The 26,416-nt window shown below is 38.3% G+C and carries 23 protein-coding genes; 3 read left to right on the top strand and 20 right to left on the bottom strand.

Translation table 11 applies throughout. The features are described 5' to 3' along the window. Positions 1-22: 22 nt before the first annotated feature. From atpB to LB465_RS08835, 6 genes are all read right to left on the bottom strand, one after another. Positions 23-1,108, bottom strand: coding sequence for a F0F1 ATP synthase subunit A (gene atpB, locus LB465_RS08860; RefSeq protein WP_224469425.1), 1,086 nt, complete (start codon positions 1,106-1,108; stop codon positions 23-25). A gap of 134 nt (positions 1,109-1,242) precedes the next feature. Then, positions 1,243-1,626 carry a hypothetical protein gene (locus tag LB465_RS08855; protein ID WP_224469421.1) on the bottom strand — a complete coding sequence of 128 codons (384 nt, stop codon included), beginning with the start codon at positions 1,624-1,626 and terminating at the stop codon, positions 1,243-1,245. Then, a complete protein-coding gene (locus LB465_RS08850; RefSeq protein ID WP_224469419.1) occupies positions 1,616-1,846 on the bottom strand; it encodes an AtpZ/AtpI family protein in 231 nt (76 codons plus the stop codon). The genes LB465_RS08855 and LB465_RS08850 overlap by 11 nt, the downstream gene beginning before the upstream one ends. A 17-nt stretch (positions 1,847-1,863) precedes the next feature. Further along, positions 1,864-4,377: a type IX secretion system periplasmic lipoprotein PorW/SprE gene (gene porW / locus LB465_RS08845; RefSeq protein WP_224469417.1), complete on the bottom strand. Its 2,514-nt coding sequence runs from the start codon at positions 4,375-4,377 to the stop codon at positions 1,864-1,866. A gap of 90 nt (positions 4,378-4,467) precedes the next feature. Then, positions 4,468-5,193 (bottom strand): ABC transporter ATP-binding protein, encoded by a 726-nt coding sequence (locus tag LB465_RS08840; RefSeq protein ID WP_224469415.1) that lies wholly within the window; start codon positions 5,191-5,193, stop codon positions 4,468-4,470. A 14-nt stretch (positions 5,194-5,207) separates the two neighbouring features. After that, positions 5,208-6,689, bottom strand: a complete 1,482-nt coding sequence (locus tag LB465_RS08835) for a DUF5687 family protein (RefSeq protein WP_224469411.1) — start codon at positions 6,687-6,689, stop codon at positions 5,208-5,210. Positions 6,690-6,871: 182 nt separating this feature from the next. Here LB465_RS08835 and LB465_RS08830 point away from each other — a divergent pair, with 182 nt between their 5' ends. Together LB465_RS08830 and LB465_RS08825 are read left to right on the top strand one after the other, a co-directional pair. Beyond that, entirely contained in the window at positions 6,872-7,918 is a 1,047-nt protein-coding gene (locus LB465_RS08830) for a ferredoxin--NADP reductase (RefSeq protein ID WP_224469408.1), read from the top strand. 53 nt (positions 7,919-7,971) lie between these two features. Further along, positions 7,972-8,940: an ABC transporter ATP-binding protein gene (locus tag LB465_RS08825; RefSeq protein WP_224469406.1), complete on the top strand. Its 969-nt coding sequence runs from the start codon at positions 7,972-7,974 to the stop codon at positions 8,938-8,940. A 510-nt stretch (positions 8,941-9,450) separates the two neighbouring features. Here LB465_RS08825 and LB465_RS08820 read toward each other — a convergent pair. The 9 genes from LB465_RS08820 to pdxA form a co-directional block, all read right to left on the bottom strand. Further along, positions 9,451-9,903, bottom strand: a complete 453-nt coding sequence (locus LB465_RS08820) for a transcription elongation factor (RefSeq protein WP_075325458.1) — start codon at positions 9,901-9,903, stop codon at positions 9,451-9,453. 160 nt (positions 9,904-10,063) lie between these two features. Further along, positions 10,064-10,735 carry a monofunctional biosynthetic peptidoglycan transglycosylase gene (mtgA, locus tag LB465_RS08815; RefSeq protein WP_075325457.1) on the bottom strand — a complete coding sequence of 224 codons (672 nt, stop codon included), beginning with the start codon at positions 10,733-10,735 and terminating at the stop codon, positions 10,064-10,066. Further along, positions 10,732-11,847 carry an NAD(P)/FAD-dependent oxidoreductase gene (locus tag LB465_RS08810; RefSeq protein WP_224469404.1) on the bottom strand — a complete coding sequence of 372 codons (1,116 nt, stop codon included), beginning with the start codon at positions 11,845-11,847 and terminating at the stop codon, positions 10,732-10,734. The genes mtgA and LB465_RS08810 overlap by 4 nt, the downstream gene beginning before the upstream one ends. A gap of 257 nt (positions 11,848-12,104) precedes the next feature. Next, a complete protein-coding gene (gene accC / locus LB465_RS08805) occupies positions 12,105-13,460 on the bottom strand; it encodes an acetyl-CoA carboxylase biotin carboxylase subunit (protein ID WP_224469402.1) in 1,356 nt (451 codons plus the stop codon). Positions 13,461-13,515: 55 nt separating this feature from the next. Further along, a complete protein-coding gene (gene accB, locus LB465_RS08800; RefSeq protein WP_224469400.1) occupies positions 13,516-14,028 on the bottom strand; it encodes an acetyl-CoA carboxylase biotin carboxyl carrier protein in 513 nt (170 codons plus the stop codon). Positions 14,029-14,048: 20 nt separating this feature from the next. Continuing rightward, positions 14,049-15,044: a beta-ketoacyl-ACP synthase III gene (locus LB465_RS08795; RefSeq protein WP_224469397.1), complete on the bottom strand. Its 996-nt coding sequence runs from the start codon at positions 15,042-15,044 to the stop codon at positions 14,049-14,051. A 179-nt stretch (positions 15,045-15,223) separates the two neighbouring features. Beyond that, positions 15,224-15,421, bottom strand: coding sequence for a 50S ribosomal protein L32 (rpmF, locus tag LB465_RS08790; RefSeq protein ID WP_037318365.1), 198 nt, complete (start codon positions 15,419-15,421; stop codon positions 15,224-15,226). Between the two features lie 9 nt (positions 15,422-15,430). Beyond that, the gene (locus LB465_RS08785; protein ID WP_224469395.1) at positions 15,431-15,970 is read right to left on the bottom strand and encodes a YceD family protein; all 540 of its coding nucleotides are present in this window, start codon (positions 15,968-15,970) and stop codon (positions 15,431-15,433) included. Positions 15,971-16,066: 96 nt separating this feature from the next. After that, positions 16,067-17,113 (bottom strand): 4-hydroxythreonine-4-phosphate dehydrogenase PdxA, encoded by a 1,047-nt coding sequence (gene pdxA, locus LB465_RS08780; RefSeq protein ID WP_224469393.1) that lies wholly within the window; start codon positions 17,111-17,113, stop codon positions 16,067-16,069. A 147-nt stretch (positions 17,114-17,260) separates the two neighbouring features. Here pdxA and LB465_RS08775 point away from each other — a divergent pair, with 147 nt between their 5' ends. After that, a complete protein-coding gene (locus LB465_RS08775; protein WP_224469391.1) occupies positions 17,261-17,848 on the top strand; it encodes a riboflavin synthase in 588 nt (195 codons plus the stop codon). Here LB465_RS08775 and LB465_RS08770 read toward each other — a convergent pair whose 3' ends face one another. From LB465_RS08770 to bglX, 5 genes are all read right to left on the bottom strand, one after another. Next, positions 17,849-18,106 carry a PID-CTERM protein-sorting domain-containing protein gene (locus LB465_RS08770; protein ID WP_224469389.1) on the bottom strand — a complete coding sequence of 86 codons (258 nt, stop codon included), beginning with the start codon at positions 18,104-18,106 and terminating at the stop codon, positions 17,849-17,851. A gap of 168 nt (positions 18,107-18,274) precedes the next feature. Next, positions 18,275-20,383, bottom strand: coding sequence for a response regulator (locus LB465_RS08765; protein WP_224469387.1), 2,109 nt, complete (start codon positions 20,381-20,383; stop codon positions 18,275-18,277). 148 nt (positions 20,384-20,531) lie between these two features. Then, positions 20,532-21,872 carry a Gfo/Idh/MocA family protein gene (locus tag LB465_RS08760; protein WP_224469385.1) on the bottom strand — a complete coding sequence of 447 codons (1,341 nt, stop codon included), beginning with the start codon at positions 21,870-21,872 and terminating at the stop codon, positions 20,532-20,534. Positions 21,873-21,874: 2 nt separating this feature from the next. After that, entirely contained in the window at positions 21,875-23,233 is a 1,359-nt protein-coding gene (locus LB465_RS08755; protein ID WP_224469382.1) for a 3-keto-disaccharide hydrolase, read from the bottom strand. A 137-nt stretch (positions 23,234-23,370) separates the two neighbouring features. Continuing rightward, positions 23,371-26,364, bottom strand: coding sequence for a beta-glucosidase BglX (bglX, locus tag LB465_RS08745; protein WP_317198428.1), 2,994 nt, complete (start codon positions 26,362-26,364; stop codon positions 23,371-23,373). Between the last annotated feature and the right edge of the window lie 52 nt (positions 26,365-26,416).

Below are 26,416 nucleotides of genomic sequence, written 5' to 3'. Positions count from 1 at the left end.
GTATAGAAATTAAAAATTAAAATTAATGATGTTCATGTTCCGCAACTGCCATTCCGATAAACAGGGCAGACAGCATTGTAAAAATAAACGCTTGAAGGAATGCTACTAACAATTCCAGTATTGTGATGAAAAGGGCAAAAGGAACCGAAATCCCGGCTACTCCAGCACTTTCCAGTATAAATATCAATCCAATTAAACTCAAAATAATAATGTGGCCCGCAGTAATGTTCGCAAACAAACGAATCATTAGCGCTACTGGCTTAATAATTAAACCAAGCACCTCTACTACTGCTAAAATAGGCTTAACGAAAGTAGGTATCCCTGGCATCCATAAAGTATGCTTCCAGAAATCTTTATTTCCATTAATCAATATTAAAGCGAGGGTAAAAAGTCCTAAAGAAACAGTCACCGCAATATTTCCTGTTACGTTGGCTGCACCAGGCAACAAACCTAAAAGGTTTGTAATCCAGATAAAGAAGAATACGGTCAGCAAAAACGGCATAAACTTCATATATTTTTTTTCGCCAATTTGAGGTTTTGCAATCTCATCCCTTACGAAAAGCACTAAGGTTTCCAAAATATTATTGAAGCCTGCAGGAGCATTTTTATTCTTTTTATGATGCCCGGCCAATCCAAAGAAGAATACCAACATTAAAATAACCGTTAAAAGCATTGCGGCTACATTCTTGGTTATAGAAAAATCCCAGGGTTTACTGGCATTTATAACATTATGCTTCTCATCAAACTCTACGCTCTCGGCAGCAGCATCTAATTTGTAAATATCTTCGTGATAATTCACAAAGCGCATCCCGTCTTTTTCTACCACGTATTGCCCTTCGGTATCGTGATGGAATTCACTAGACATAAATGTTACCACCCCGTTATCAGTAAAAAGAATTACCGGTAATGGCAATGTAAAAGAACTGTCTCCTTCGCCAAAAAAGTGCCACCCATGAGAATCACCAATGTGGTGCATGATCATGTCGGTAGGATTAAATTCTTCAGATTCTTCTGCCTGAGGATCAGCTTTGGCAAAAGCGTTAAAAGGAAGTAAGGCTAAGGCTAGTGTAAACGTCACTATAATCTTTAAAGATTTATGTGCTATCATAGTACCTGTTCTGCTTAAAATTATGGGCTCTAAATTCGGGTGCAAAGGTATACTTTTAATTGTTATTTAAAAGCACCCAAACTAAAATTTTAGCAAAAGCGTTATTTTTATCATTATAACTGATAAACAGGAAATTAAGCCTTGTTTATAAGTTTTACCGCATACAGGGTCTCAAAGACCAAAAACAAAAAATAAGGAATAAAAAAAGCAAGAATATTGGCAAACACAGCATTTACCCCCCTTAAGATTAAGGGAAGCAAAAAAATAACTGCTGCAAACATCTTAAATAAGCTTAATCCCATAAAGGCAAATCCGGTTTTATCGGCAAAATTCTTATAAACAAAAACCAGGCTTAAATAAATAAGAAATGTTGCCAGGAAATGGAAAAGGTAAATACTAAAACTGCTGTAATAGAATTCTATTTCCAATACATAGCGTTGTAAAAGGAACTGAATAAGCCATAGTAAAATACTAAAAGGAAGCAATCGTTTTAGGAAAGCCAGTAATTCATTTTTCATTTTTTTCGTCTTCTTCACTCATTTTACTTACAGCTCGGTATACCTGATAAAGGGCAATAAAAACACCCAATAACGACAGGGAAATGGTAAAAGCTGAATATTTATTCGGAAATTTCTCATCCAGCCAAATTCCAAGAAAAACACCGCCGGCAATAATAATTCCCATTTGGAAGGCAATATTTACAAAGCCCAGGTATTTATTTAGCTCTTTGTTTTTCATAGTTTTTCTGAAAAAACTTATTCAACCGGACGCGGAAAATCGTCTAAATTCTTCTGAATTTGTACAATTCTATAATTTTCCGTTGAAATAGGCATTGATTCTTTTTCAACTAAATAATCTTCGTTTATCTGAAGCAGCTCCGCAAAACCATTAGCTCGGTTAATATCTTGCAAGCCGTGAACCATTACAAAAACCTCATCTGGATCATAAACATCTATAGAAACCGAAAGATGATCATAATTAATATCTGAAATTGCAGTTTCTATCTTTTCTTTTAAAGCTGAAGCCGCTTCCTGTTCTGAAACATCAAACCTATAAAGCAATTTATAATTTTGCTGCAGGCTATCGGTATTAAATTCCAGTCCGCTTAGCTGCGGAATTGTTTTATTTAAAATTTCCTGGGCTTTTTTACCTTCCTGGGTTTGTGGATAGGTTAAAGCCACGTGATTTAATGCGCTTTTATAAGCTTCCAAGCCCAAAAGTCTTCCGCTGGCCTGGGCTTTTAAAAGTTCGAGTTTGGGAACAATAGGATCACCGGCAAATTCTGAAATGTAACGATTCGTTTCAGCAATCACCTCATTAAAATTTTGTGCTTCAAAATCCCGATAAAGGTCTGCGTAAATTGCTTCAGGAGAATTTTCATCTTCTCGAATACTTTCCGGATTCAAAATATAAGCGGCATAACGGGAATCAGGATAATTGTTCAAAATTTCCGCCTTCATTTCTTCGGCCTTGAAATTTTGATTTGTGGTTTGATAAATCTGGTACAGATTATACATGGAAGGCAAGATAAGTCGTTCATCTGATGATATTTCCAGCACCGCCTCTAACCTATTTTGCGCCATTCCATACTCCCTAAAATTCTCCTTATAAATAATCCCCAGCTGGTAATACGCAAAATCCCTGTCTCGGGTTATGGTATCTAATACAGCTAAATCTGTAGGAATTTGATCGATATACGTATAAGGATCTAACCTTGGATCGTTATCTAAAACCTGTTGTGAAAGTCCGGTTTCCTCAGCTACAGCATCTTCTCTCTCGAAACTTACCTCTGCCCAGCGCCAGTTATCGGCCAGCGGGCGATCTCCCCATTGGTTTAAAAACTCCTGTCTTCCCTGTTGCACCCTTGCTTCGCTATAAAAATAGAAGGTACGTGCAGAACCCTGTGCCTGCGTGGTATTTATTGCAGGTAAGTTTACCGGCATTACGGCTGCATTTTCATCGGCTTCCAATTTTGCACGTAAATCTGTGGTGTAATTTTTAAAATAATCCAGTTGTTCAGCAGGCATCATCTGACTTAACTGCAGGATGCTGTCGTTTTTGTAAGCGATGCCTTCATATTTTATAACGTCTTCCAGGTTATCCCTTTTCTTTTTTATAGTTCTGAATTCCCTTAGTTGAGGATCCATTTCTGCCAGCGTACTATCATAATACTTGCTGGCTGCAAGATAATTGCTGCGGTCAAAATTAATATTGGCCAGGATTTCATAATTAATGGAACGTAAAAAAATATCACTTGCGGGTTCCCGTAGGGATTTTTTATAATAATCTACTGCTGTATCTATGGAATCTAAACGGTTATAATATTCGCCAATTTGAAAATATATTTTATCCAAAAACGGTCGGTTTTCGCGGTCTTCTTCCAGTTCCCGAAGCATTTCCCGTAATTCATAATTATTCCCCTGCCCCATTTCAAAGTTTCTTGCTTTTTGAACATAAGCATTGATCATATAAATTCTGGGCGATTTTCTATTCAAATCTATCACCTCATCAAAAGCAGCATTTGCTTCAGCAATTTCTCCCAATCGATTATGAAGTTGACCAAGAATATAAAAATAGCGTCCTTTTTCTTTGTTATTTCCGGTGAATTCGGCTGCATTTCTTAAAGGAACTACCGCGCTATCTAAATGCCGAAGATTAATGTAGGCCTGGGCCATAGTTGCACCCGCATCGGCAATATCCTGGTCTTCAAGATGATCTAAATCCAGTACTTTTTTGAGATTACTTACGGCAAGACGGTTATTATCCAGGCGCATATGGGTTTTCTCACGCCAAACCCGGGCGTGAATAATATTGTTACTGGCAGGATAACGTCTTAGGATATAATTAAAAGCTTCCAGGGCGGGAATAAATCGCTGATCGAAATATCGGGCTTTTCCCAGCAATAAATAAGCTTCATCTATTTGTGGATTTCTTTCTTTCCCTTCTATCAGCATCGAGTGGCGCTGAATTGCTTTTACGGCTTTCTCTTCGGCATAGCCAAAATTCTGATTACGAATACTATCGGGCAAAACGATGTTTTCATCAATTTGCATACGCTCAATGGGCAAGATATCCCAGTAATTATCGGCGTAGTTTTGGTTGAGTTCTTCTTTTCCTTGTTCAAGGCCAAGATTGCCGTTATACAGCGTGTTATATTCTGTGGTTATCGCATGCCAATTCCGGTTTACGAAAGTGTTTTTTTTGCGTGAACAGCCAGCGATGCTCCCAACCAGGAGCAACAGTAAAGTAAGTTTGGTAAGTGTATTCAAAATTAACCGGTTCTCGATGGCTTTATAACTAAAAATCAGTTTGTTTAGTGTGTAAAAATACGCTTCTTTTTACAAACGCAAACCAATTTACTATAGTTCTTCAGCCTTAGTTGCGCCTACTTCCCCTGAAAAATAGCTTTCTAATTCACTTAAAGTAGCTTCAGAAGTTTTAATGTCTTTTACCTGTTCGCCTTTATCTAAAACCACAATTCGCTCACAAACTTCGGTCACGTGAATAAGGTCGTGGCTGGAAATTAGCACCGTGGTTTCACGATTTTCGGTAAGTTCTTTGATGATCTTTTTTAAGCGAATTTGGGTTGTTGGATCTAAATTGGCAAATGGCTCGTCTAAAATTACCACTTTTGGGTTTCCAATAAGTGCAGCAACAATCCCCACTTTTTTCTGATTTCCTTTAGAGAGGTCTCGTAAATATTTTCTTCGACCTATAATTTCTCCGTGGAAGAAATCTTCAAAATTGGCTAAAAACGCATCGATATCAGCTTTATTGGCGCCGCGTAATTCTCCCACGAAATAAAAATATTCCTCTGGGGTTAAATAGCCTATCAGGAAGCTTTCGTCTATAAAAGAAGTGGTAAAAGGTTTCCAGTCTTCACTCTGGCTTACCGTGATTTCGTTATTAAAAATGTTTCCGGTAGTAGGCTGAATTAGATCCAGCAATAAACTAAAAAAAGTGGTTTTTCCTGCGCCGTTATTTCCAACCAGGCCAAAACTTTGTCCGGCTGGGATATCCAGATGATCAATATTTAGAACTTTTGTTCCGCCGTATATTTTGCTAAGGTTTGTAGCTGTTATCATAATTTTTGTGAATTTTATTCGCCGGTTTGTTTAAAACCATTAATCATCGCGTATTTTCTTTTTCGGTAAACTCCTGCAATATATTTCATCAAATTAGCCCGTAAAAGCAAACCAAGAATTCCTAATGCAGAAAGACCTATTAAGCCTGCTTCAAATCCTATAAAAAAGTCTAAAAGCCAGAAGATCAAAATTGGTAAAAACATTAAAGGAATACCTACTATCCATTGTGCTGCTCCTGTTCCCTGGTAGTTCATAAACGGACTTTTATCCAGGTCTATTCTTTTTTTATTGAAAGAACCTGAATAGAGTAAAATGGGAACATTCACCCCAATATTATACAAAGCGGCCACCATATTGATTAATAATATATTCCAGCCAAAATAAATATATGGTGTGGTTAGAATAGCCAGTATTATCACGCTTAAACTAATTAACATCGCTTTGGAAGACAAATAATCTTTCATTGGGATGTTTTGCGACATAATCATTGGATAATAAGATGCATCCCACGAAGGCACAAATTGCCCAAAATTAATCATAAAAATACCGGTCATAAAAATGCCTACAAAAACATACATAGCCGGATGTTGATACATATCGCTCGGATAAATAAACAAGCCGTAACCCAATAGAATTAAAGACATATAAATTGTGGTTTTCGGTCTTTTATTCCGCCAAATAAGTTTTAAATCCTGCTGAAGGAAAGGCGCAAGAGCTCCAAATTTTTTGGTCCATCCAAAATCCTTTGTATCGGCATCCTTTTGTTCTTCCTTTAAGCCGGCATCAAGATAAAACTTACTTTCCAGGTTGAGCTGATTCCATTTATATAAAGCTATCGCCAAAATTATAGGTGCAATCGCCAAATAAGGGTTTAAAACCAGGAAATCCAACATTCTTCCAAACCAAAAACTTGTCTCAAAAATTTCAAAATACTCTAGCGCGCCCAAAACGACAACTGTAAAAATTACAGGAATTAATGCTTTTAAATTATCGGTGAATTTCTTTTTAATAATAAAATTTAAAAAATTTACGCATTGAATTATTGCAATCATTGCTACCATCCAGCCTATAAGGTTCCAGGTTCCATAATCGCCTTTGTAAATACAAAAAATTCCGAAGGGAATAATTACAAATAATGGCAGGAAATTAAAAAAGGAGTACATAGACTTAATGAGTACAAAATTCACTGCTTTTCGCCTGGCAATAGGTAAATTTAGCAGTGGTTTTATATCTAAAACAGGTAATGTTTGCAGCATAAATCTAAAGCCGAGCTCAAAAACCAGCCACAGTAAAACAAAACGGTTTACCAATTGTAAGGGATCCTGATCGGGGAAAGCTTTTTGCAACAAAGGATAAAGACCAATACCCAAAACAAGAAATGCTACAGAAAAATATAAAGCCAGGAAAATAAGCAGGACTTTTAAGCCAATACTCTTCCCAACACTTGCAGAACGGAAAAAGGATTTCCACTCCAGCCATAAAAACCGTTTAAACATAATGTAATGATTTACCCGCTAAGCGAGATTAAAAATGTCGACAAAAAATGGGCGAACCTGGAATAAAATAATTGTTTTTACTGATGCACCAGGGTGATTTACTATACAAGTATAGAAATTTACGTATTTGTTACACGCTTTAATTTCACATACTTTGTATTTTTGCCAAAAATAATTTTTTGATGAGTCAGTTTTTTCCGTTAGAAATAAAAGAAGTTATTAGGGAAACCCCGCAGGCAGTGAGCTTGTCTTTTAAAATTCCAGAAAACTTAAAAGAAGAGTTTAAGTTTGACGCGGGCCAGTATATCACGATTAAAATAAAATTAGGTGACGAAGAATTAAGACGTGCATATTCGCTTTGTTCAGCACCAAATTCGGGAGAATTCAAGGTTACCGTTAAAGAAGTTGAAGGCGGAAAGTTTTCAGTTATTGCCAATAATAAACTTAAAGCCGGCGATGTTCTTGAAGTACACCCACCCGAAGGAAAGTTCATCTTAAAGCCAACCGGCGAAGCAAGGCATTACGCGGCTTTTGCTGCAGGAAGCGGAATTACTCCGGTACTTTCAATCATTAAAACTGTTTTAGCAGAAGAGCCTAAGAGCAGGTTTGTACTTACCTACGGAAATAAATCTCCAAAGGATACTATTTTCTTCAAGGAATTACTGGAACTGCAAGCCAAATTTCCCGACAGGCTTTTTATAGAATTTGTTTACAGCCGCACCAGGGAAGACGATTCCCATTTTGGAAGAATTGAAACGAGTACGGTGAATTTTGTAGTGAAAAACAAATTTAAGGATCATCCTTTTGACGCTTTCTATCTTTGCGGACCTGAAGAAATGATCAACCAGGTTAGCGATGTATTAAAACAAAATGGCGTTACCGAAGACAAAATCCTTTACGAACTTTTCACTACTGAAGAAACCGGCGCTATAGAGACCAATGTAGAAGGCCAAACCGAACTAACCATAATGGTAGACGACGAGGAGACCACTTTTTCTATGGACACTAAAGAGACGGTTTTAGATGCTGCTTTGGGGCACGATTTAGATGTACCATATTCCTGCCAGGGCGGAATTTGCAGCAGTTGTATTGCCAGAATTGTAGAAGGAAAAGCCGAAATGCGCAAAAATCAAATCCTTACCGACGAGGAGATTGAAGAAGGTTTGATCCTTACCTGCCAGGCCCAACCGCTTACGCCAAAACTAAAGGTAGATTACGACGATGTATAGTTTCTTTTTCAAGAAAGCTTGAAAAGCTTACCTTGTAGGAACAAAACAATTGTATGCTGAAACTTAAAAATGTCTCCTTTGCCTATGCTGAAGACCCGGTATTAAAGAATATTGGTTTTACGCTTCAAGGAGGAGCAAACCTCTCTGTAATTGGGGAAAGCGGTTGTGGGAAAAGTACTTTATTAAAACTTATCTACGGCTTACTCCATACCGATGGGAAGATTTTTTGGGGAGAAAAAGAACTTTTAGGTCCTAATTTTAACCTGGTGCCGGGAGAGCCTTTTATAAAATATCTGGCGCAGGATTTCGATCTAATGCTGCCTTCAAGTGTAGCCGATAATATTGGAAAACACCTTAGCAACCAATACCCGCAAAAAAAGAAAAACCGCATTAAAGAATTGCTGGAAGTGGTAGAAATGACTGAGCTGGCCGATAAAAAAGCGAAACTCCTAAGCGGCGGACAACAACAACGTGTAGCTTTAGCACGTGCCCTGGCAAAACAACCTGAACTGCTTTTGCTGGACGAGCCTTTTAGCCATATAGATCATTTCAGAAAAAATAACTTACGCCGCAGGCTTTTCGCTTATTTAAAAGAAAATAATATCGCCTGCATCGTCGCTACGCACGACAGCACCGATGCACTTTCTTTTGCCGATAAAACCATCGTGCTGAAAAACGCGAAAATCTACGCTGAAAATTCTCCTTCAGAATTATATCAAAACCCGCCGAATAAATATGTGGCTTCCCTTTTTGGTGATGTAAATGAACTAATGCTGAAAGATCTACGGGCAGAAGAAAGCAGCCGAAAAAAAGTAATTCTTTACCCAGAAGAAATAAAGCTTTCCAAAACTTCCGGAATAGAAGCAACAGTAAAAAAATCCTGGTTTAAAGGTGAAACCTGGTTGATTGAAGCTGAAATAAACGGAAAAACCATTTATTTTAATCATTCACAGGAATTAAAAGAGAGTAAAAAAATCAAGCTGAAAGTTTCAGAAAAATTAATTGATTCCAGATTGAAGTAGTTTAATCTTCGCCACGAATACACGAATAAAAATAGGAAGTGTTTATTGTTTCCGTCATCCTGAACTTGTTTCAGGATCTAATTTCTTCTAAATACTTTTTCTTTATCTTCTGAAAATAAATCAAAGTCGTTCCCTTAATTTCAAGCGGAGGTAACCGAAGGCCGGAGGGGTTTGATATTGTTTCCTTACTCTTTTCTTTTTTACTCGATAATCGAGATTAAATGCTCCGAGGCTTGCCTCACAATCAAATTATATTTTCCAATAATAATGCTTCGTGAGATTGCTCCGAAGTTGTTTACTATCGTCATTACGAGCGACGCAGTAGCGCGGTAACCTTTTGAATGAGAGTTTCAGTTGTGCAGATTGCTTCAGTCGTGCCTTCTTCAATGACGCATTCTTTAGTGCCCTCAAACACCCCTTTCTTCAGCTGCGCTGAATTCATTTCCCTCCTTTGAAAGTAGGGGAGCTATTTTATAGAATATTCGTGAATTCGTGCCTAATCATTTTAATTTAAAAGACTTCCAAAATTTCAGCTGATTTTCCATTAAATGTAATTTCTTCACCGGCTTTTTTATGAAGCAATAATTGCGCGATTGGGGAATTGGCGCCAATGGCAAAATACTCTTCGCCATCTACAATAATACGATCTGCCGGGATCGCGATAAAATAATTAGCCATATTGGTCTTTACCGCAGTTCCTAATTGAGCGGAACCATTGTTAGTTCGGCTTTTAGCAACATTAAGCGTATTTCTTAGATTTTTAAATTGCTGTAGCTGTTCGGCTAGTTTATTTATTTCCAGGTTTATCATTTCCCGGCCGGTTTCATATTTATCGCCCGCACTGCTTTTGGTTTCGTTTTCCAGATCACTTTCAAGTCCGGCCATAGCAGCTTCAATACGCTTTATACGTTCGTCCACATAAGCTTCACAGGCTATATAAAGTTTTTCTTTTATTGCATTCATAGATTATTCTCTTTTTGAAATATGAGAAGTTTGTAGAATCGTCATCCTGAATTTATTTCAGAGCATGCTCCGATATTTGTTCGGAGTTCTAAGCGTTCATTAATCCTCACCAATTAAAAATCTGAAACCAGTTCAGATTGACGGTAATTTTTTTACTGATTTACTCTAAACTAAACTTCCCGTAATTCTGCATTTGCCTTACAATCCAGTTTTTTCTTTGATTTATATAATTACTGGCAGGATTTGCCCGGTATTCTCTAGGATTCGGTAAAATAGCCGCAATTGCAGCAGCTTCGTAGACAGAAAGATTTGCAGCCGATTTGTTAAACCAATGCTGTGCAGCAGCTTCTGCGCCGTAAATTCCGCGGCCCATTTCAATACTATTTAGATAAACTTCTAAAATTCTTTCTTTACTCCAAAAAGTTTCGATCAAAAAAGTGAAATATACCTCCAGGCCTTTTCTTAACCAATTTCTCCCCGGCCATAAAAATACATTCTTTGCGGTTTGTTGGGAAATTGTGCTGGCGCCGCGTACCCGCTTTCCTTTCTGATTATCTTCAATGGCCTTTTCTATAGCTTCAATATCAAAACCATTATGTTTTACGAAATTTTGATCTTCACTGGCAATTACGCCAAGTTGCAAATGCCGGGAAATATCTTGTCGTGGCACCCAGGAATGTTGAATTTTCTCCTCAGGATTTTCAAAATATCGAATAGCCATTAACGGCGTAAACGGTACCGGAAACCATTTAAACAGCAATACAATTAAAAGCGAAAACAGGAGTAAAATTCCTGCAAGTTTCAATAGAAATTTGAATATTTTTTTAATCATTTTATCAATTCTGAAAGTTCTTTCCCTACTAAACTGCCAATAGCAACACCCATTCCGCCAAGGCGAACTCCGCAAAAAACATTTTCTGAAATTTGTTTAACGACCGGATTTTTCTGCTTTCCAACGCCCATAATACCGCTCCAGCGTTCATCGATCTCAAAAGCAGTTTCAGGCAAAATTGTGGTTTTTAGTAATTTCTCCAGTTTTTGCTGAATAAGTTTCGTTTGAGCGATTTCGGTAGTTTCTTCGGTTTTAAAATCCAGGTTTCTGCCACCGCCAAAAAGAATACGATCGTAAATATTTCTGAAATAATAATAACCCTTATCCAAATGAAATGTACCCTTAATTTCCAGGTTTTTAATCTGTTTGGTGATCAAAACCTGGGCGCGGGCGGGTTTTACCTGAGCAATTCCCAATTTTTCTGAAAATCCATTAGTAGCGATCAATAATTTATTTGCTGAAAAATCTAATTTATCGGTTTTAATCTTTACTGAGTTCTTTGTTTCTACAAATCCTTCAACTGTAATTTTATTCAGGATTTTGATGCCGGACTTCTGCACTTTATGTAGCAGAGCTTCCATCATTTTCCCGGTATTTAATTGCCCTTCAAATTGATTAAAAATGAGTTTTTTTTGAATATTTTTAAATCCAAAACTGTCTTTTTGAACACTAAAAACAGCGTCTCCAAATATTGGTTTCAGCATTTTATTAAGTTGTGGTAAAGCCGACCTACATTCTTCAAAAAGAGTTATATCCTCATTGACAAAAAGTTCGTAACCGCCATATTCTTTATAGCGAATATTTTGATCTCCAAGATTCTTCCGAAGCAATTTTAAACCTTTTAACCGTTTTTGTACTAGTTGTAGCACTTCCTCTTCAGAATGTGAATTTAGATCGTCAAGAATCTCTGAAACACTTCCAAAACAGGCAAATCCGGCGTTTTTTGTACTCGCACCATTGGGTAAAATTCCGCGTTCCAAAATCAGGATTTTCGATTTCGGGAACCGTGTTTTTAAATCAAGCGCACAATTTAGCCCGGTAATTCCGCTACCTACAATACAAAAATCGATATTTGAAAACCAGGTTTTGGTTTCCCAGTAAGAAAAGTTCATTGAATGGGTTAATTTTCAATGAAAATACGAAATTAAAAAAGGAGGCTGTCTGAAAATTCTAATCGCTAGTATTTGATCTTTTTTGAGTTTTCAACGCATTTAGGTTTTCAAGATATTAGACCCTGAAATAAATTCAGGGTGACGACGGGCGATTATTCAAATAAAAAAGACCTCACAGGTTTAAAAAACCTGTGAGGTCTTATGCTTAAATATTCGAGATATTAGATTCTGAAACAAGTTCAGAATGACAGTCAAATTTAATCTTCCTCTTCGAGTGGTTTCATTTTAAAATCTTCCATAAACTTAGTGGTATAGTTCCCCTCTACATAATCGGGGTGATCCATAAGTTGTCTATGGAAAGGAATCGTGGTTTTTACACCTTCAATCACAAATTCATCGAGTGCGCGCTTCATTTTGTTAATCGCCTCTTCCCTGCTTTGGGCGGTAGTGATCAATTTCGCGATCATTGAATCGTAATTTGGTGGAATTACATAACCACTATACACGTGGGTATCTATCCTTACGCCGTGTCCGCCTGGTGCATGTAAATTAGTGATCTTCCCTGGAGAAGGTCTAAAATTATTATAGGGGTCTTCAGCATTAATTCGGCATTCTATAGAGTGTAATTGCGGGAAATAATTCTTTCCTGAAATTGGCACTCCAGCCGCTACAAGAATTTGTTCCCTGATAAGATCGTAATCTATTACCTGCTCGGTAATGGGGTGTTCTACCTGGATACGGGTATTCATTTCCATAAAGTAGAAGTTTCGGTGTTTATCTACCAAAAACTCTACGGTTCCCGCACCTTCGTATTTAATATATTCTGCAGCTTTTACTGCAGCCGCTCCCATTTTTTTCCGAAGACTATCGGTCATAAAAGGAGAAGGAGTTTCTTCGGTTAATTTTTGGTGACGACGTTGTACCGAGCAATCCCTTTCTGAAAGGTGACAGGCTTTACCGGTGCTATCTCCAACAATCTGGATCTCGATATGGCGTGGCTCTTCAATAAGCTTTTCCATATACATATCGTTATTATCGAAAGCAGCTGCAGATTCCTGTCTTGCAGAATCCCAGGCATCCTGTAAATCTTCCTCTTTCCATACCGCACGCATGCCTTTACCACCACCACCGGCGGTAGCCTTAAGCATTACCGGGTAACCAACTTCTTTAGCTAGTTTTATACATTCTGGAAAATCCTTGATAATTCCTTCTGATCCAGGTACACAAGGAACTCCCGCTGCTTTCATCGTAGCTTTTGCGGTAGCCTTATCTCCCATTTTTGAGATCATTTCAGCTGAAGCACCGATAAATTTTATATCGTGTTCCTCGCAAATCTTAGAAAATTTTGCGTTTTCAGAAAGGAAACCATAGCCGGGATGAATTGCATCTGCATTGGTAATTTCCGCTGCAGCGATAATATTTGAAATTTTAAGGTAAGACAAATTACTTGGCGGCGGACCGATACATACGGCCTCATCGGCAAACCTTACGTGAAGACTTTCAGCATCTGCGGTAGAATAAACCGCAACGGTGCTAATTCCCATTTCTTTACAGGTACGAAGAATGCGCAACGCAATCTCGCCCCTGTTTGCAATCAATATTTTTTTAAACATACCTATTGTTTTTTTGGCCCGGGAAAAATTTCCCTTAAGCTAAATGGGCAGTAATTTATGATGGATCTACTAAAAATAAAGGCTGATCGAACTCTACAGGAGAAGAATCGTCTACCAGTACTTTTACTATTTTTCCAGAAACTTCACTTTCAATTTCATTGAAAAGTTTCATAGCCTCAATTACACAAAGCACATCACCTTCTTTAATTGAATCTCCTACTTCTACAAAAGTGGGCTTATCTGGAGAAGGTTTGCGGTAGAAAGTTCCAATAATTGGAGATTTTACGGTGATATGTTTTGAATCTTCTTCTGCAGATGTATTTTGCTCTTCTTTGCTCTGAGAGTCGTTCCCGTGAGAAGGAGCCGGAGCCTGTTGTTGTTGCTGAGGTTGCTGCTGCGCAGGCATATGCTGCATATGGCTACCCATAGGCACTTGTTGAACAATAGTTTCTTTCTCGTCTGAGCCTGTTTTAATGGTGATCTTTACATCGCCAGTCTCCAGCTTTACTTCGCTGGCACCAGATTTGGCCACAAACTTGATTAAATTCTGAATTTCTTTTAAATCCATAATAATAGGGTGTTGGTTTTTTAAGAATTATATGCCCATTTTAAATAGGTAGCTCCCCAGGTGAAGCCGCCTCCAAATGAAGCAAAAACTAAATTATCTCCTTTTTTAAATTGCTTTTCATAATCGCTAAGCAATAAAGGCAAGGTAGCCGATGTAGTATTTCCATAGCGCTCAATATTCATAAGCACTTTTTTATCTTCAAGTCCCATGCGGTTTGCCGTAGCACCCACAATTCGTTTATTTGCCTGGTGCGCAACAAGCCAGTCTACATCTTCATTGGTTAATTGATTGCGCTTCATAATTTCTTCGCTAATCCCGGCCATATTCGAAACCGCATATTTAAAAACTGTTTTACCATCCTGTCTCACATAATGCAATTTCTTGGCAACAGTTAGTTCTGTAGCCGGCATAAGCGAGCCTCCGGCTTCTACGCTAAGCGAATCCCGACCAATAGAGTCACTTCTAAGAATTTCATCCTGTAATCCCAGACCTTCTTCATTAGGTTCCATCAAAACGGCACCTGCACCGTCTCCAAAGATAATACAAGTTGTCCTATCGGTATAATCAATTATAGAAGACATTTTATCGGCTCCAATTACCAGTACCTTTTTATAACGTCCAGATTCTATATAGGCTGATGCGGTAGACATTGCATATAGAAATCCTGAACAGGCAGCCTGAAGGTCGTAGGCAAAAGCATTGGTAGCACCAATTTGGGTAGCAACATGAACACCTGTGGCGGCTACAGGTAAGTCTGGAGTGACAGAAGCAAGAATAACCAAATCGATCTCTTCTGGATCGAGGTTAGATTTTTTTATTAAATCTTTAGCTGCTTCTATTCCTAAATATGAAGTTCCCTTGTTAGGGTCTTTAAGTATTCGGCGTTCTCTTATTCCGGTTCTACTGAAGATCCATTCATCGTTGGTCTCCACCATCTCTTCCAACATTTTGTTGGTCAACACATCTTCGGGCACATAAGCACCCACAGCGGTAATAGCAGCTGTGATTTTATTCATAGATTTGACTTTTAAACCCCTTCTACGCCTAAAAAAACGTAAAAAAATTTAAAGAAAAGTACTGATTTTTCTTTGAACGGGGGTGCAAATTAAGGTCTTTTTAGCACTTATTCAACTTAAAACAAAAAACTCCCACGTGGGTGAGAGTTTTTTATAAAAAGTTAAAGCTCTATGTGTAATTAAGCCTCTATTTCTTCGGTATTGTCAATTAATACCTGACCGCGGTAATATAGTTTACCTTCGTGCCAGTGTGCTCTGTGGTACAAATGCGCCTCTCCTGTTGTAGGATCTGTAGCTATTTTAGGTACCGAAGCTTTATAATGTGTCCTTCTTTTATCTCTTCTGGTTTTCGAGATTTTTCTCTTTGGATGTGCCATGGCTTGCTGTTATTTATCGTTTAATAAGTTTTTTAATTTATCCCAACGAGGATCTATTTCATCCTCATCATTTTTATTCTCGTTGTTATTAATACTTAATTCTTCAAGTTTATCAAGTACATCAGATTCTAAAGTGCCATCTTCTACCCCGGGATGAACCCTTTTTAAAGGTATAGACAAAACAATAAGTTCGTAAATATATTGCTGAACGTTTACTTCAAACTCCCCGTGAGGCAGAATAAGCAAATCTTCATTTTCATCATTAAATTCATCACCAAACTTTATCACCAAAAACAAACTTCCTTCAATAGGTTGATCGTAGGGCTCGTTGGTAATGTCACAATTTACGTTTACAAAACCGGAAGCATTAAAAGTAAGCTCCATCATTGTTGTCTTCTTATCCAACAACAAATCTATTTTTACATCGGCGGTGTTTAGATCGTCGTACTCAAAATGCTCAAAGAACTCCTTATTAATTTCGTATTCGAACTGGTGTTTTCCCAGCTTTAATCCCACAAAAGGGATTGTATACGCTGCTAAATTCCTCATCTCATCGTCAATTTCTTGCCCAGGCCGCTTCTGCTTAGGCGGGTGCAAATATATAAAAATTAATAAATTAGAGCGCTGTTATAAACAAATTTTTGTTTATAACTTTCTGCCCTGTTTCTTTAAAGGATTTTTGGTCAGTTCTTTATATTCTTCCCGGCATTTATAAATTTCTATAGCCCGAAAAACCGCTTCTTTAAAAGAATTGATATTAGCCGTATTTGTTCCGGCAATTTCAAAAGCGGTTCCATGATCTGGTGATGTTCTCACTTTACTCAACCCGGCGGTGAAATTTACCCCATTTCCAAAAGATAGGGTTTTAAACGGAATTAATCCCTGATCGTGATAGGAAGCCACTACCGCATCAAAATTCACGTAGTTTTTTGAACCGAAAAAACTATCGGCAGAAAATGGGCCGAAAACAAGATCGCCTTTATCGCGTAATTTCTGAAGCGTTGGTTTTAAAATTTCTTCATCTTCTTTTCCAATAACCCCATTATCGCCACTATGCGGATTTATTCCTAAAACCGCGATCTTAGGTTTTTGTACCCTAAAATCCTGTTTTAAAGTTTCCTGAATTATATTCAGTTTTTTCTCAATCAATTCCGGAGTAATAGTATTGGCAATATCTTTTAGAGCTACATGATCTGTAAGCAAACCGATTTTTAAGGTATCGGTAATCATAAACATAAGACTTTCGCCTTCCAGCTCTTTCGCCAGATAATCTGTATGCCCGGGAAAATTAAATTCCGCCGACTGGATGCTGTGTTTATTAATAGGGGCGGTAACCAGCACATCAATTTCATCTTCTTTTAATGCTTTCGTGGCAGCTTGTAAAGATTTAAAAGCATATTCCCCAATTTGAGGATCTTCTTCCCCAAATTTGATGTTTACTCCTTCTTTCCAAACATTCACCACGTTAATTTTCCCGTCAATGGCTTTAGAAGCATCGTCTACGCCAAGATAATTCAAAGAAAGATTAAAATGTTTTTTTAAGAAAGTAAGCACTTTAGTAGATGCAAAGATTACCGGTGTACAAAAATCCAGCATCCGGGAATCATCAAAGGTTTTAAGCATTATTTCACTTCCAATTCCATTTAAATCCCCTATGCTTATTCCTAATTTCACCTTTTCTGCGTGCTTCATCTGCTTATCTTTATCGGGATTTTTTTTGTTCTATGATTTTCACCAATTTAAATCCAAATAAAATATGGATTTGTTCTGAGCTATTTCATTAAACTTCCCGTGTTTATTTCTATTTTTACATCACAAATGTAAGAATAATCCAAAGATATGTTTACCGGAATTATTGAAGAAGTAGGAGAAGTAGGCCGTATTGAGACTGAAGGTGGAAATATGCATTTCAGCATAAAAGCAGCGATGACGCCCGAATTAAAAATAGACCAGAGCGTTGCACATAGCGGAGTTTGTTTAACCGTAGTTTCTATTAGCGATAATGAATACACCGTTACCGCCGTTGCTGAAACCCTGGAAAAAACGAATTTGAAGCACCTAAAAAAAGGTGCCCCGGTAAATCTGGAACGAGGAATGAAATTAGGCGATCGTCTCGATGGCCACATCGTTCAGGGACATGTAGATCAAACTGCGGTTTGTAAAAATATAATTGAAAAAGACGGCAGCTGGGAATTCACTTTTGAATACGACCCTACTCTTCAAAATATCACCATTGAAAAAGGATCTATAACGGTAAACGGCGTAAGTCTTACCGTGGTTAATTCTAAGAAAAACGAATTTAGCGTGGCTATAATCCCTTATACTTATGAGCATACCACATTTAAAAATCTTACGGAAGGAGCTATGGTAAACCTGGAATTTGATGTTATTGGGAAATACGTTAAGCGAATTCAGGAAATGAAATAGTTATTTTCTATTCCTTATATGGTAAATTCCTAAACCTAAACCGGCAGCTATTAAAGCGGAGATGCCGAAATCTATGGGAAGACCTACAGGTGGAGGAGGTGAACTTGCCTCTATATTGGGAGGTGGTGGGTACTGATCCCCTCCAGCGAATAAGGTCGCATTCGATAGTAATAGTCCAAAAACTACCAAGGCTATTATATGCTTAACTTTGACCCTCATAATTGATGCGTAATGTACCACAATAATATTATCTCCCAAAAACTTTGGTTTGGGTTATATAACGTAAAAACAGGTAAGATGGTTTTGTGTGGGGGCAACACCATATAAAAATAATACAAATTTGTTATACTTTAACACAACCTATTAATTAAATCTGGTTTCCAAATTATATCCTGGTGTTTTATTGAATTTGGTGCGGTTCTTCCTTCAATCCTTTAACTCCACTTCTTTTTTGCTATTTACCCACTTTTCAACTTTTTCAAATAATTGCTTTTTGTGAAAAGGCTTTCCTAAATAATCGTCCATTCCAACAGCAAGACATTTTTGTCTTTCAGCCGCCATTAAATTAGCCGTTAATGCAACAATAGGCGTTTCTAATTCCAGCTTTTTTCTAATAATTTTGGTGGTTTCATAGCCATTTTTAATTGGCATTTGCACATCCATAAAAATAAGGTCGTAAGTATTTTCCTTTAACAGGCTTATAGCTTTTTCGCCGTTTGAAGCAATATCAACAACGAGGCCCTGTTTCTTCAAAATAGCTCTTACCAGGCGCTGGTTAAGTTCACTATCTTCACAAATTAAGATTTTACCGCTGTATTTTCGCTGTATTTCTTCTGAATTTACTGCTGAAATACTCGCTATTTCAATTGCTTTTTCAAATGGAATACCGAAAATAAAATCTGTTCCTTTTCCCGGTTCACTTTTCACTTCAATATAACCCTCCTGTTTCTCTATAAGCTGTTTGGAAATATTAAGCCCCAAGCCGGTGCCCCCATATTTTTGAGAGGTATTTTCTTCAGCCTGGGAAAATCTTTGAAAAACAGTATCTAATTTATCTTTGGAAATTCCAATTCCTGTATCTGAAACTTTAAAATTCAATATAACCTGGTCTGAAGTTTCTTTAAGCTTACTTACACCTAGCTTGACACTTCCCGATGAAGTGAATTTTATAGCATTTCCCAGAAGATTGATTAGCACCTGGGAAAGACGATTCTTATCGCCATTCAACAATTCAGGAACATCGGGATCTATATATAGTTCAAAACCAATTTTCTTTTGGTGCGCTTTGAGGTGCAATATTGAAAACACCCTGTTTATTGTGTCTCTTACGTTGAAAACGTCTTTATCTATTTGTAATAAGCCTGCTTCCATTTTAGAAAGATCCAAAATATCATTAACAATAAACAACAGCGAATCTCCGGCAACTTTTACGGCATTCAGGTAATTAACTTTATGCGAATCATTTTCATTTTCCAGTAAAAGATCGGTAAATCCTAATATGGCGTGAATAGGAGTACGAATTTCGTGACTTACATTAGCAATAAAATTATCCTTTTGCTCATTAAGGTTTTCGGCCATTTCTTTGGCCTTTTGTAATGAAATTTCAGCTTCAATTTCTTTAGTAATATCCTGTGAAATCTTTACAACTTTTACCACATTGCCCTCCAGATCCTGGATGGGATTATAGGAGGCCTGCAAGTAAAACTCAGATCCGTCCTTATGGATTATTCTTTCCCTACCAGTTTTATGCTTCCCAAGGGCCAGAGATTCCCAAATTTGGTTATTAACCTCATAATCTGCAGGTGTTAAAAGTATTTTATGGTGGCTACCTAAAAGTTCACTTTCGGTATAACCCGAACTTTCTTCAAAATTATGGTTTATAGAAATTATAGTTCCATCTGGTCTAAATTCTACAACTCCGCTGGAATTTTTAATTGCCTGCATTAAAGATTTATTCTCACTCTCCTTGAGCTCAAGTTTCTTTTCAGTTTGTGCAATTCGTTTTTCGAGAATACTATTTAGCTCTTTTCCCAGGTTTTTATTTTTTTGCCTGGCCTCTATGAGGTGCATCGCCTGACTAGTAAGTAATTTTAATGCTTGTTTTTGCCGGGTATTGAGCTTTCCGGGTTTACCATCTACCACGCAAACCGTACCAATGTTATAACCGTTCCCGGCTTTTAAGGGCATCCCGGCATAAAAGCGAATGCCATTTTCTATAGTTACGTGCGGATTATTCTTTACCCGTTCATCTGCAAGGGCGTCAGAAATTTCTAAAAGCTCGTCCTGTACTACGGTATACTGACAGAAAGTTTCTTCAATTGGAGTTTCGTTGGAAGGGATGCCTACTTTAGCCTTAAACCATTGCCTTTTATCATCTATCATCGAAATGATAGCAATCGGAACATCGCAAATTAGGGCAATTAACTGTGCTAGTTCATCAAAATCTTTTTCGTAGGGAGTGTCCAGAATGTTATAGGAGAGCAAAGTCTGAAGCCTTTTAATCTCTTCATTTTCTTCAATTTTAATATTATCCATAAGGGGGCATTATGAGGTGCTAAGATATTAAAAAAGAGCTTTTATGAATTATGATATCAATTAGGTTTTATTGAATTTCAAAAGTAAAATTGGTGTTTTATACGTAGGTTTAAAAATCATTTTCAAAGAAAACAATTAGCCAGAGCGATTAAATTTCAGGTTTCCATCCGGGTGCATATTCACGCCCCCACAATGTCATTGCTTCTCTGTCGAAAATTCTTCCGGTTCTATCGTCTATATCAAAACCTCTCCCAAGTTGATCGGCAATATTGGTGTAGTGAACCATCGTCATACTAATGTTCGCGTCGTCTATAGGTGCATTGAGTTTTGCCGTACCACGTATCCCGTCAAAAAAGTTAATCATATGGGCTGTAGACATATCGCCACCACCGCCTAAAGCTGTCCCGGCTTCATCAGATTCCGAATTGTATTCTTTGATAATTTCACCATTTCTATTGGTTAATACATATCTTTCACGGTCTACGAAAACACCACCATCGGTTCCATAAATTATAGTTCCCCGGCCGCCTCCGTAGGTATCGTAGGCATTTCGGCTTTTAGAATCCCATTGAATAACTTTATCGTTTGCAAACTTAAAAGTAGCATCCATAGTATCATACATTTCCCAGCCATCGTCCTTAAAATGTCGTTTTGCTGACTGAACATCGGTGCGTAGTGGTAGGCCAACCTGTAAGGCCCAGCGAGCTATATCCATCTCGTGGGTTCCATTATTGCCGGCTTCGGCAGTACCGTAATTCCAACCATACCAGTGCCAGTTATAATCCCAGGTTTCCTCAGTATAATCTCTACGTGGTGCAGGTCCCTGCCATAAATCCCAGTCTAATCCCTGCGGAACCGCAGCTTTTTTCTGATTTGGAACTTCACCGCGGCCATTGGTATAAAATGCCACTGCTTTGTAAACTTTGCCAATGGCTCCCTCGTGGATATCTTTTATAATTTCAATAGTGTGATTTGAAGATCGCTGCTGGTTTCCCATTTGAACCACTTTCCCATATTTTTTAGTAGCTTCTACCAACAATTCATTTTCAAACATATTGTGGCTGGAAGGTTTTTCAACATACACGTGCTTTCCCGATTTTATCGCCATAATAGAACCAGGGGTGTGCCAATGATCTGGAGTGGCATTTATAATAGCATCTACCTTTTTATCTTCAAAAACCTTACGAATATCGTTTTCTAATTTTGGTTTATAATCTATATGTTCAGAAAAACGCTCTAACGCATTTACACGCTGGCTTTCCATTACATCACATAAATACAACAGCTCCACATTGGAATCCTTGCGCGCAATAGGGTCGAAATAGGCACCCAGCCTTCTTCCCAAACCGGCTATCGCTACGTTAATCCTGTCGTTGGAGCCTATAATTTTACGGTAGCTTTTAGCGCTCATTGCCATTGCTGAACTTCCAACCGCGATTGCTGTCCCACCCAAGGCTGTTTTTTTTATAAAATCTCTTCTTGAATTCATCTTTATTCCGATTTGATCTTTATATTTTTAAAACTCACTTTATTGCCGTGATCCTGAAGTAGTATATGGCCTTCTTCGGCTTCCCCAAAATTTGGCCAGTCTACATACTTACTTTCAGCAACCAGTTTGCGATACTCGTCGCTTTTTCGTTCGTATTCAAGCACTTTTTCACCATTTAACCAGTGTTCTACTTTATTTCCTTTTGAAACAATTCGGGCAGTATTCCATTCTCCTACGGGATTTACCGGTTTATCGGGATCGGCCTGAATTAGATCGTATAAAGAAGCCATTGTCCTGCTCCCCTCGTGGTTGCCCAGTTTGGCATCAGGGTGGCGTTCATCGTCCAGAATTTGATATTCCAAACCTATAGAGGAACCGGGACCTTTATTTAGATCGGTATCCACAAAATATTTTATGCCGCTATTAGCACCTTCAGTAATTTTAAAATCAACTTTTAATTCAAAATCACCATAAAGATCTTTAGTTACAATATCACCCCCGGTTTCAGATTCGCCGCCACCGCTGGCTAAAACTGTAAGTATTCCATCTTCTATTTCCCATCCCTCTTCAGGGAATTCATCTAAACGTGCGCCTCGCCAACCATCTGTTGTTTCGCCGTCCCAAAGCAATTCCCAGCCATTATCTTCTTCAGCTGCTGTTAGACTGTTTTTGGTTTGCACAGGCTCCAGGGGAGATTCAGTGCTGTATTTATCTAAATTTTCGGTAAGAATTTTAATGTCTTTCCACATCACTTCGGTGCCCTCTTCCGCATCTTCGCCAATACTATGCACCTGCAGGGCAATAAAGCCTTCTGCTGTTTTATCGTCTATTAAGTGAGCTGCGGGAACCCCGTTTAACCAGGTTTTAATGGTATCGCCAATGGCTTCCACGCGGAAACTATTCCATTCATCTTGCTTAAAAGCTTCTTGAGCTTTAGAATTTCCGTCTAAATCAACTAACCAACCGCGGCGTGCTTCATCATAAATACCACCACTCCAGGCACGGTCTGAAGGATCTATCTCAACCTGGTACCCGTGTACTCGGCCATCCATATAATCATCAAAACTATTGCTTCTAATTTGGATGCCAGAATTCATACTTGGGTGGACTTTAAAATCCAGCTCCAGTATAAAATCTTCGTAATCTTTATTGGTTGTAAGAAAAGTATTTGGGGTATTATGGGCCGTAGTACCAATTATTGCTGAATTTTCGACTCGGTATTCAGCATCGCCACCCTTTTTTGTCCAGCCATCCAGGCTTTCTTCATCAAATAACTTTGTCCAGGGAGTATCGTCTTTCTGTGATTCGGCACAGCTTGTAAATATTAATGTAGATATCAATAAAATAAAAAGGTTTCTCATAAGTTGGGCTTTGAAATATGTGTAAAATATACATAAATTATTAATCTTCAGCCAATCCATTAAAATAAAGCTTAAAAACAAAAGGCCAACATACGCTTGTGGTATGCCGGCCTTTTAAATTTAAGCTGCTAAAATTATTATTTATAAACCTTTACATAATCTATTAAAAACTGTTTCGGAAAAATAGAATCATCTACTTCAGGTCCTCCAAAATTGCCGCCAACAGCAAGGTTCAACAAGAAGTAAAACGGATGATGGTAAGGATACGTTTCTTCATTTTTTTCTGAAGGAGAAAAGGTGTAGGTCTTTTCTCCATCAATATAAAAAGTGATTGCATCTTTAGTCCAATTCATTTTAAAAACGTGAAAGCCTGAGGTTGCATTTTTTACCGGTGTGGTTTTGATATTTTCGGTGTCGCCGTGACTTGCGGGCGTGTGCAAGGCGTTATGAATAGTATCTGGTTGTCTTCCTACAAATTCCATAATATCAATCTCGCCTGAAGCAGGCCAACCTACCTCATTTACATTGTTTCCCAGCATCCAGATCGCCGGCCATAATCCGTGGCCATCTGGTAATTTAGCGCGTACCTCAACAGTTCCGTATTGAAACTCGAATTTATCTTTGGTATTTACTTTTCCGCTGTAATATTTATCGCCTACTTTATCAGCAGTAATCACCAAATTCCCGTCTTTCACTTCAACGTAATCTTCGCTATAGATCTGTCGTTCGTTGTTTCCCCAACCACAAAGATCAGGGCAACCGTCACCGGTTTCGTAGCTCCAGTTATCCATATTCAAGGAATTACCTTCAAAATCTTCTTCCCAAATCAATTCCCGTGCAGAAGCCTGTTGGCCCATTTTCTTTAAACTAAAGCTGGCTTTCTTAAGGTCTCCGGAATTTCCGCCTATAAAAACTTCAAATTCCCCAGATTCAGATTCCCAGGTTTTATTGGCGCCATAAAAGCGCAACATAGGTTCGTTTATTTCAAAAGTCACTGTTTTTGTTTCCCCTGGAGCTAATGTCACTGCCTCAAAACCTTTAAGTTCTTTAACCGGGCGAGTGGTACTCGCTACAAGATCTCTAATATATAGTTGAACAACCTCCTTGCCTTCTTTTTCCCCTGTATTGCTTAGACTGAAGCTAACTTCAATTGGCTTTTCAGGAGTTAATTCTTCTTCGGAAAGTGTGAGATCTCCATATTCAAAAGTGGTGTAACTAAGTCCGAAACCAAAAGGATAAAGTGCGTCCTTCTTTTCATCGGTATACCCTGAATAAGTTACATGTATTGGATTGGATGGCCTGCCTGTACTTTTTTGATTGTAGTACAGTGGCTCCTGACCCACTGCTCTTGGAAAAGAAACCGGCAATTTTCCTGAAGGATTATAATCTCCCAGTAAAACATCGGCTATGGCGTTTCCGCTCTCTGAGCCTAACTGCCAGGCTTCAACAATAGCGGGAACATTTTCTGAAGCCCAGGTAATTTCCAAAGGTCTTCCGTTTATCAAAACTAAAACAACATTTTGATTCACTTTATAAATTTCTTCAAGCAATTCCTGCTGAACTCCTGCCAAACCAATATTTACCTGGCTCCTGCCTTCGCCGGTTTGAAAAGCGTCTTCACCTAACGCCATAATTACCAAATCTGCTTCTGAAGCAGTATTAATTGCTTCTTCAAAACCAGAGGTATCAGTTTCATTAATTTCAAGAGGCATTAAAAAGCTTCGCTCTCCTATGCCCAGGTCTGCTCCTTTCGCATAAGTGATCTCAACATTTTCGCTGATATTATTTTTCAAACCTTCCACCAAAGAAACTGCTGAATTAGCTTCTCCCTGTGCTCTCCAGTTTCCAATCGGTGTATCCTTATCATCGGCCAACGGCCCAATAACTGCAATTTTTTGAACCGATTCTTTTATTGGAAGTAACTCCTTTTCATTCTTCAACAGAACAATAGATTTCTTAGCCACGTCGCGAGCTACATTTTTATGTTCTTCAAAGGGGATTTCTTCTAAAAGTTCTGCATTAGAATATAAATATGGATCATCAAAAAGTCCCAATTTGAATTTCACTCTAAGTACTCTTCGCACCGCATCATTTATATAATCTTCGCTTACTTCTCCTTCTTCAACCAGACTCACCAGGCTGGATTCATAGGCTCCACCTTCCATATCCATATCGCTCCCGGCGTTAAGGGCAATTTTAGCAGCCTCTTTCTTGTCTTTTGCCACTCCATGGGCAATCATTTCTGGGATAGAACCCCAGTCTGAAACTACAAATCCGTCCCAGTCCCACTTTTTCTTTAAAATATCCCGTTGCAGGACTTTATGCCCGGTTGCCGGGATTCCGTCAAGATCATTAAAAGCATTCATGAAAGTGGCTACCCCAGCTTTGGCTGCAGCCTCAAACGGCGGAAGTATGGTATTATGAAGTTCATTTTCTCCAATATGCACCGTATTATAATCCCTTCCTGCTTCTCCAAAACCGTAACCTGCAAAATGCTTGGCTGTTGCGGCTATACTTTGTGGATTTGAAAGATCGTCACTTTGGTAACCTTTTACTTTAGCAACCGCTACTTTTGAAGTTAGATAAGGATCTTCGCCCGATCCTTCCATAATCCTTCCCCAACGGGCATCGCGGGAGACATCTATCATAGGTGAGAATGTCCAGTTAACACCATTTGCAGCCGATTCCAGAGCAGCAATTTCTGCCGTTCTTTCCATCGCCTCCAGATCCCAGCTAGCTGTTTCTGCAAGAGGTACGGGAAAAATTGTAGTATATCCGTGTATCACGTCATACCCAAACATTAAAGGAATCTTTAAGCGTGAATTTTCCATCACCATCCTTTGGGCTTCCCTGGTAGCTTCTACCGAAAGTACATTAAGCATCGCGCCTACTTTCCCAGCCTTAAGGTTTTGTTCCTTTTGTTTGTTGTTCATTTCTGAAGCAGGTCCTGTAAGATCCCAGCTGCCGTTATATTGCACCAGCTGCCCTACCTTCTCTTCAAGGGTCATTAATGCCAAAACCGAATCTACTTTGGCTTCTACATTTTTAACCGAACTTTTTATGGTTGTTTCCTGGCACTTTGCTATAAAAAAGCTGAACAGGAAAAAACCTAACAGATATAGTTTTTTCATTGTTTTTGGGCATAAAAAAACTGCCTGGACTATGTGTGGTAATTCAGTTTGT

The organism is Salegentibacter lacus, from assembly GCF_020164555.1.
GTDB lineage: Bacteria > Bacteroidota > Bacteroidia > Flavobacteriales > Flavobacteriaceae > Salegentibacter > Salegentibacter lacus.
The sequence above is the reverse complement of the archived record's forward strand: the minus strand, read 5'-3'. Positions and strand labels throughout refer to the sequence as shown.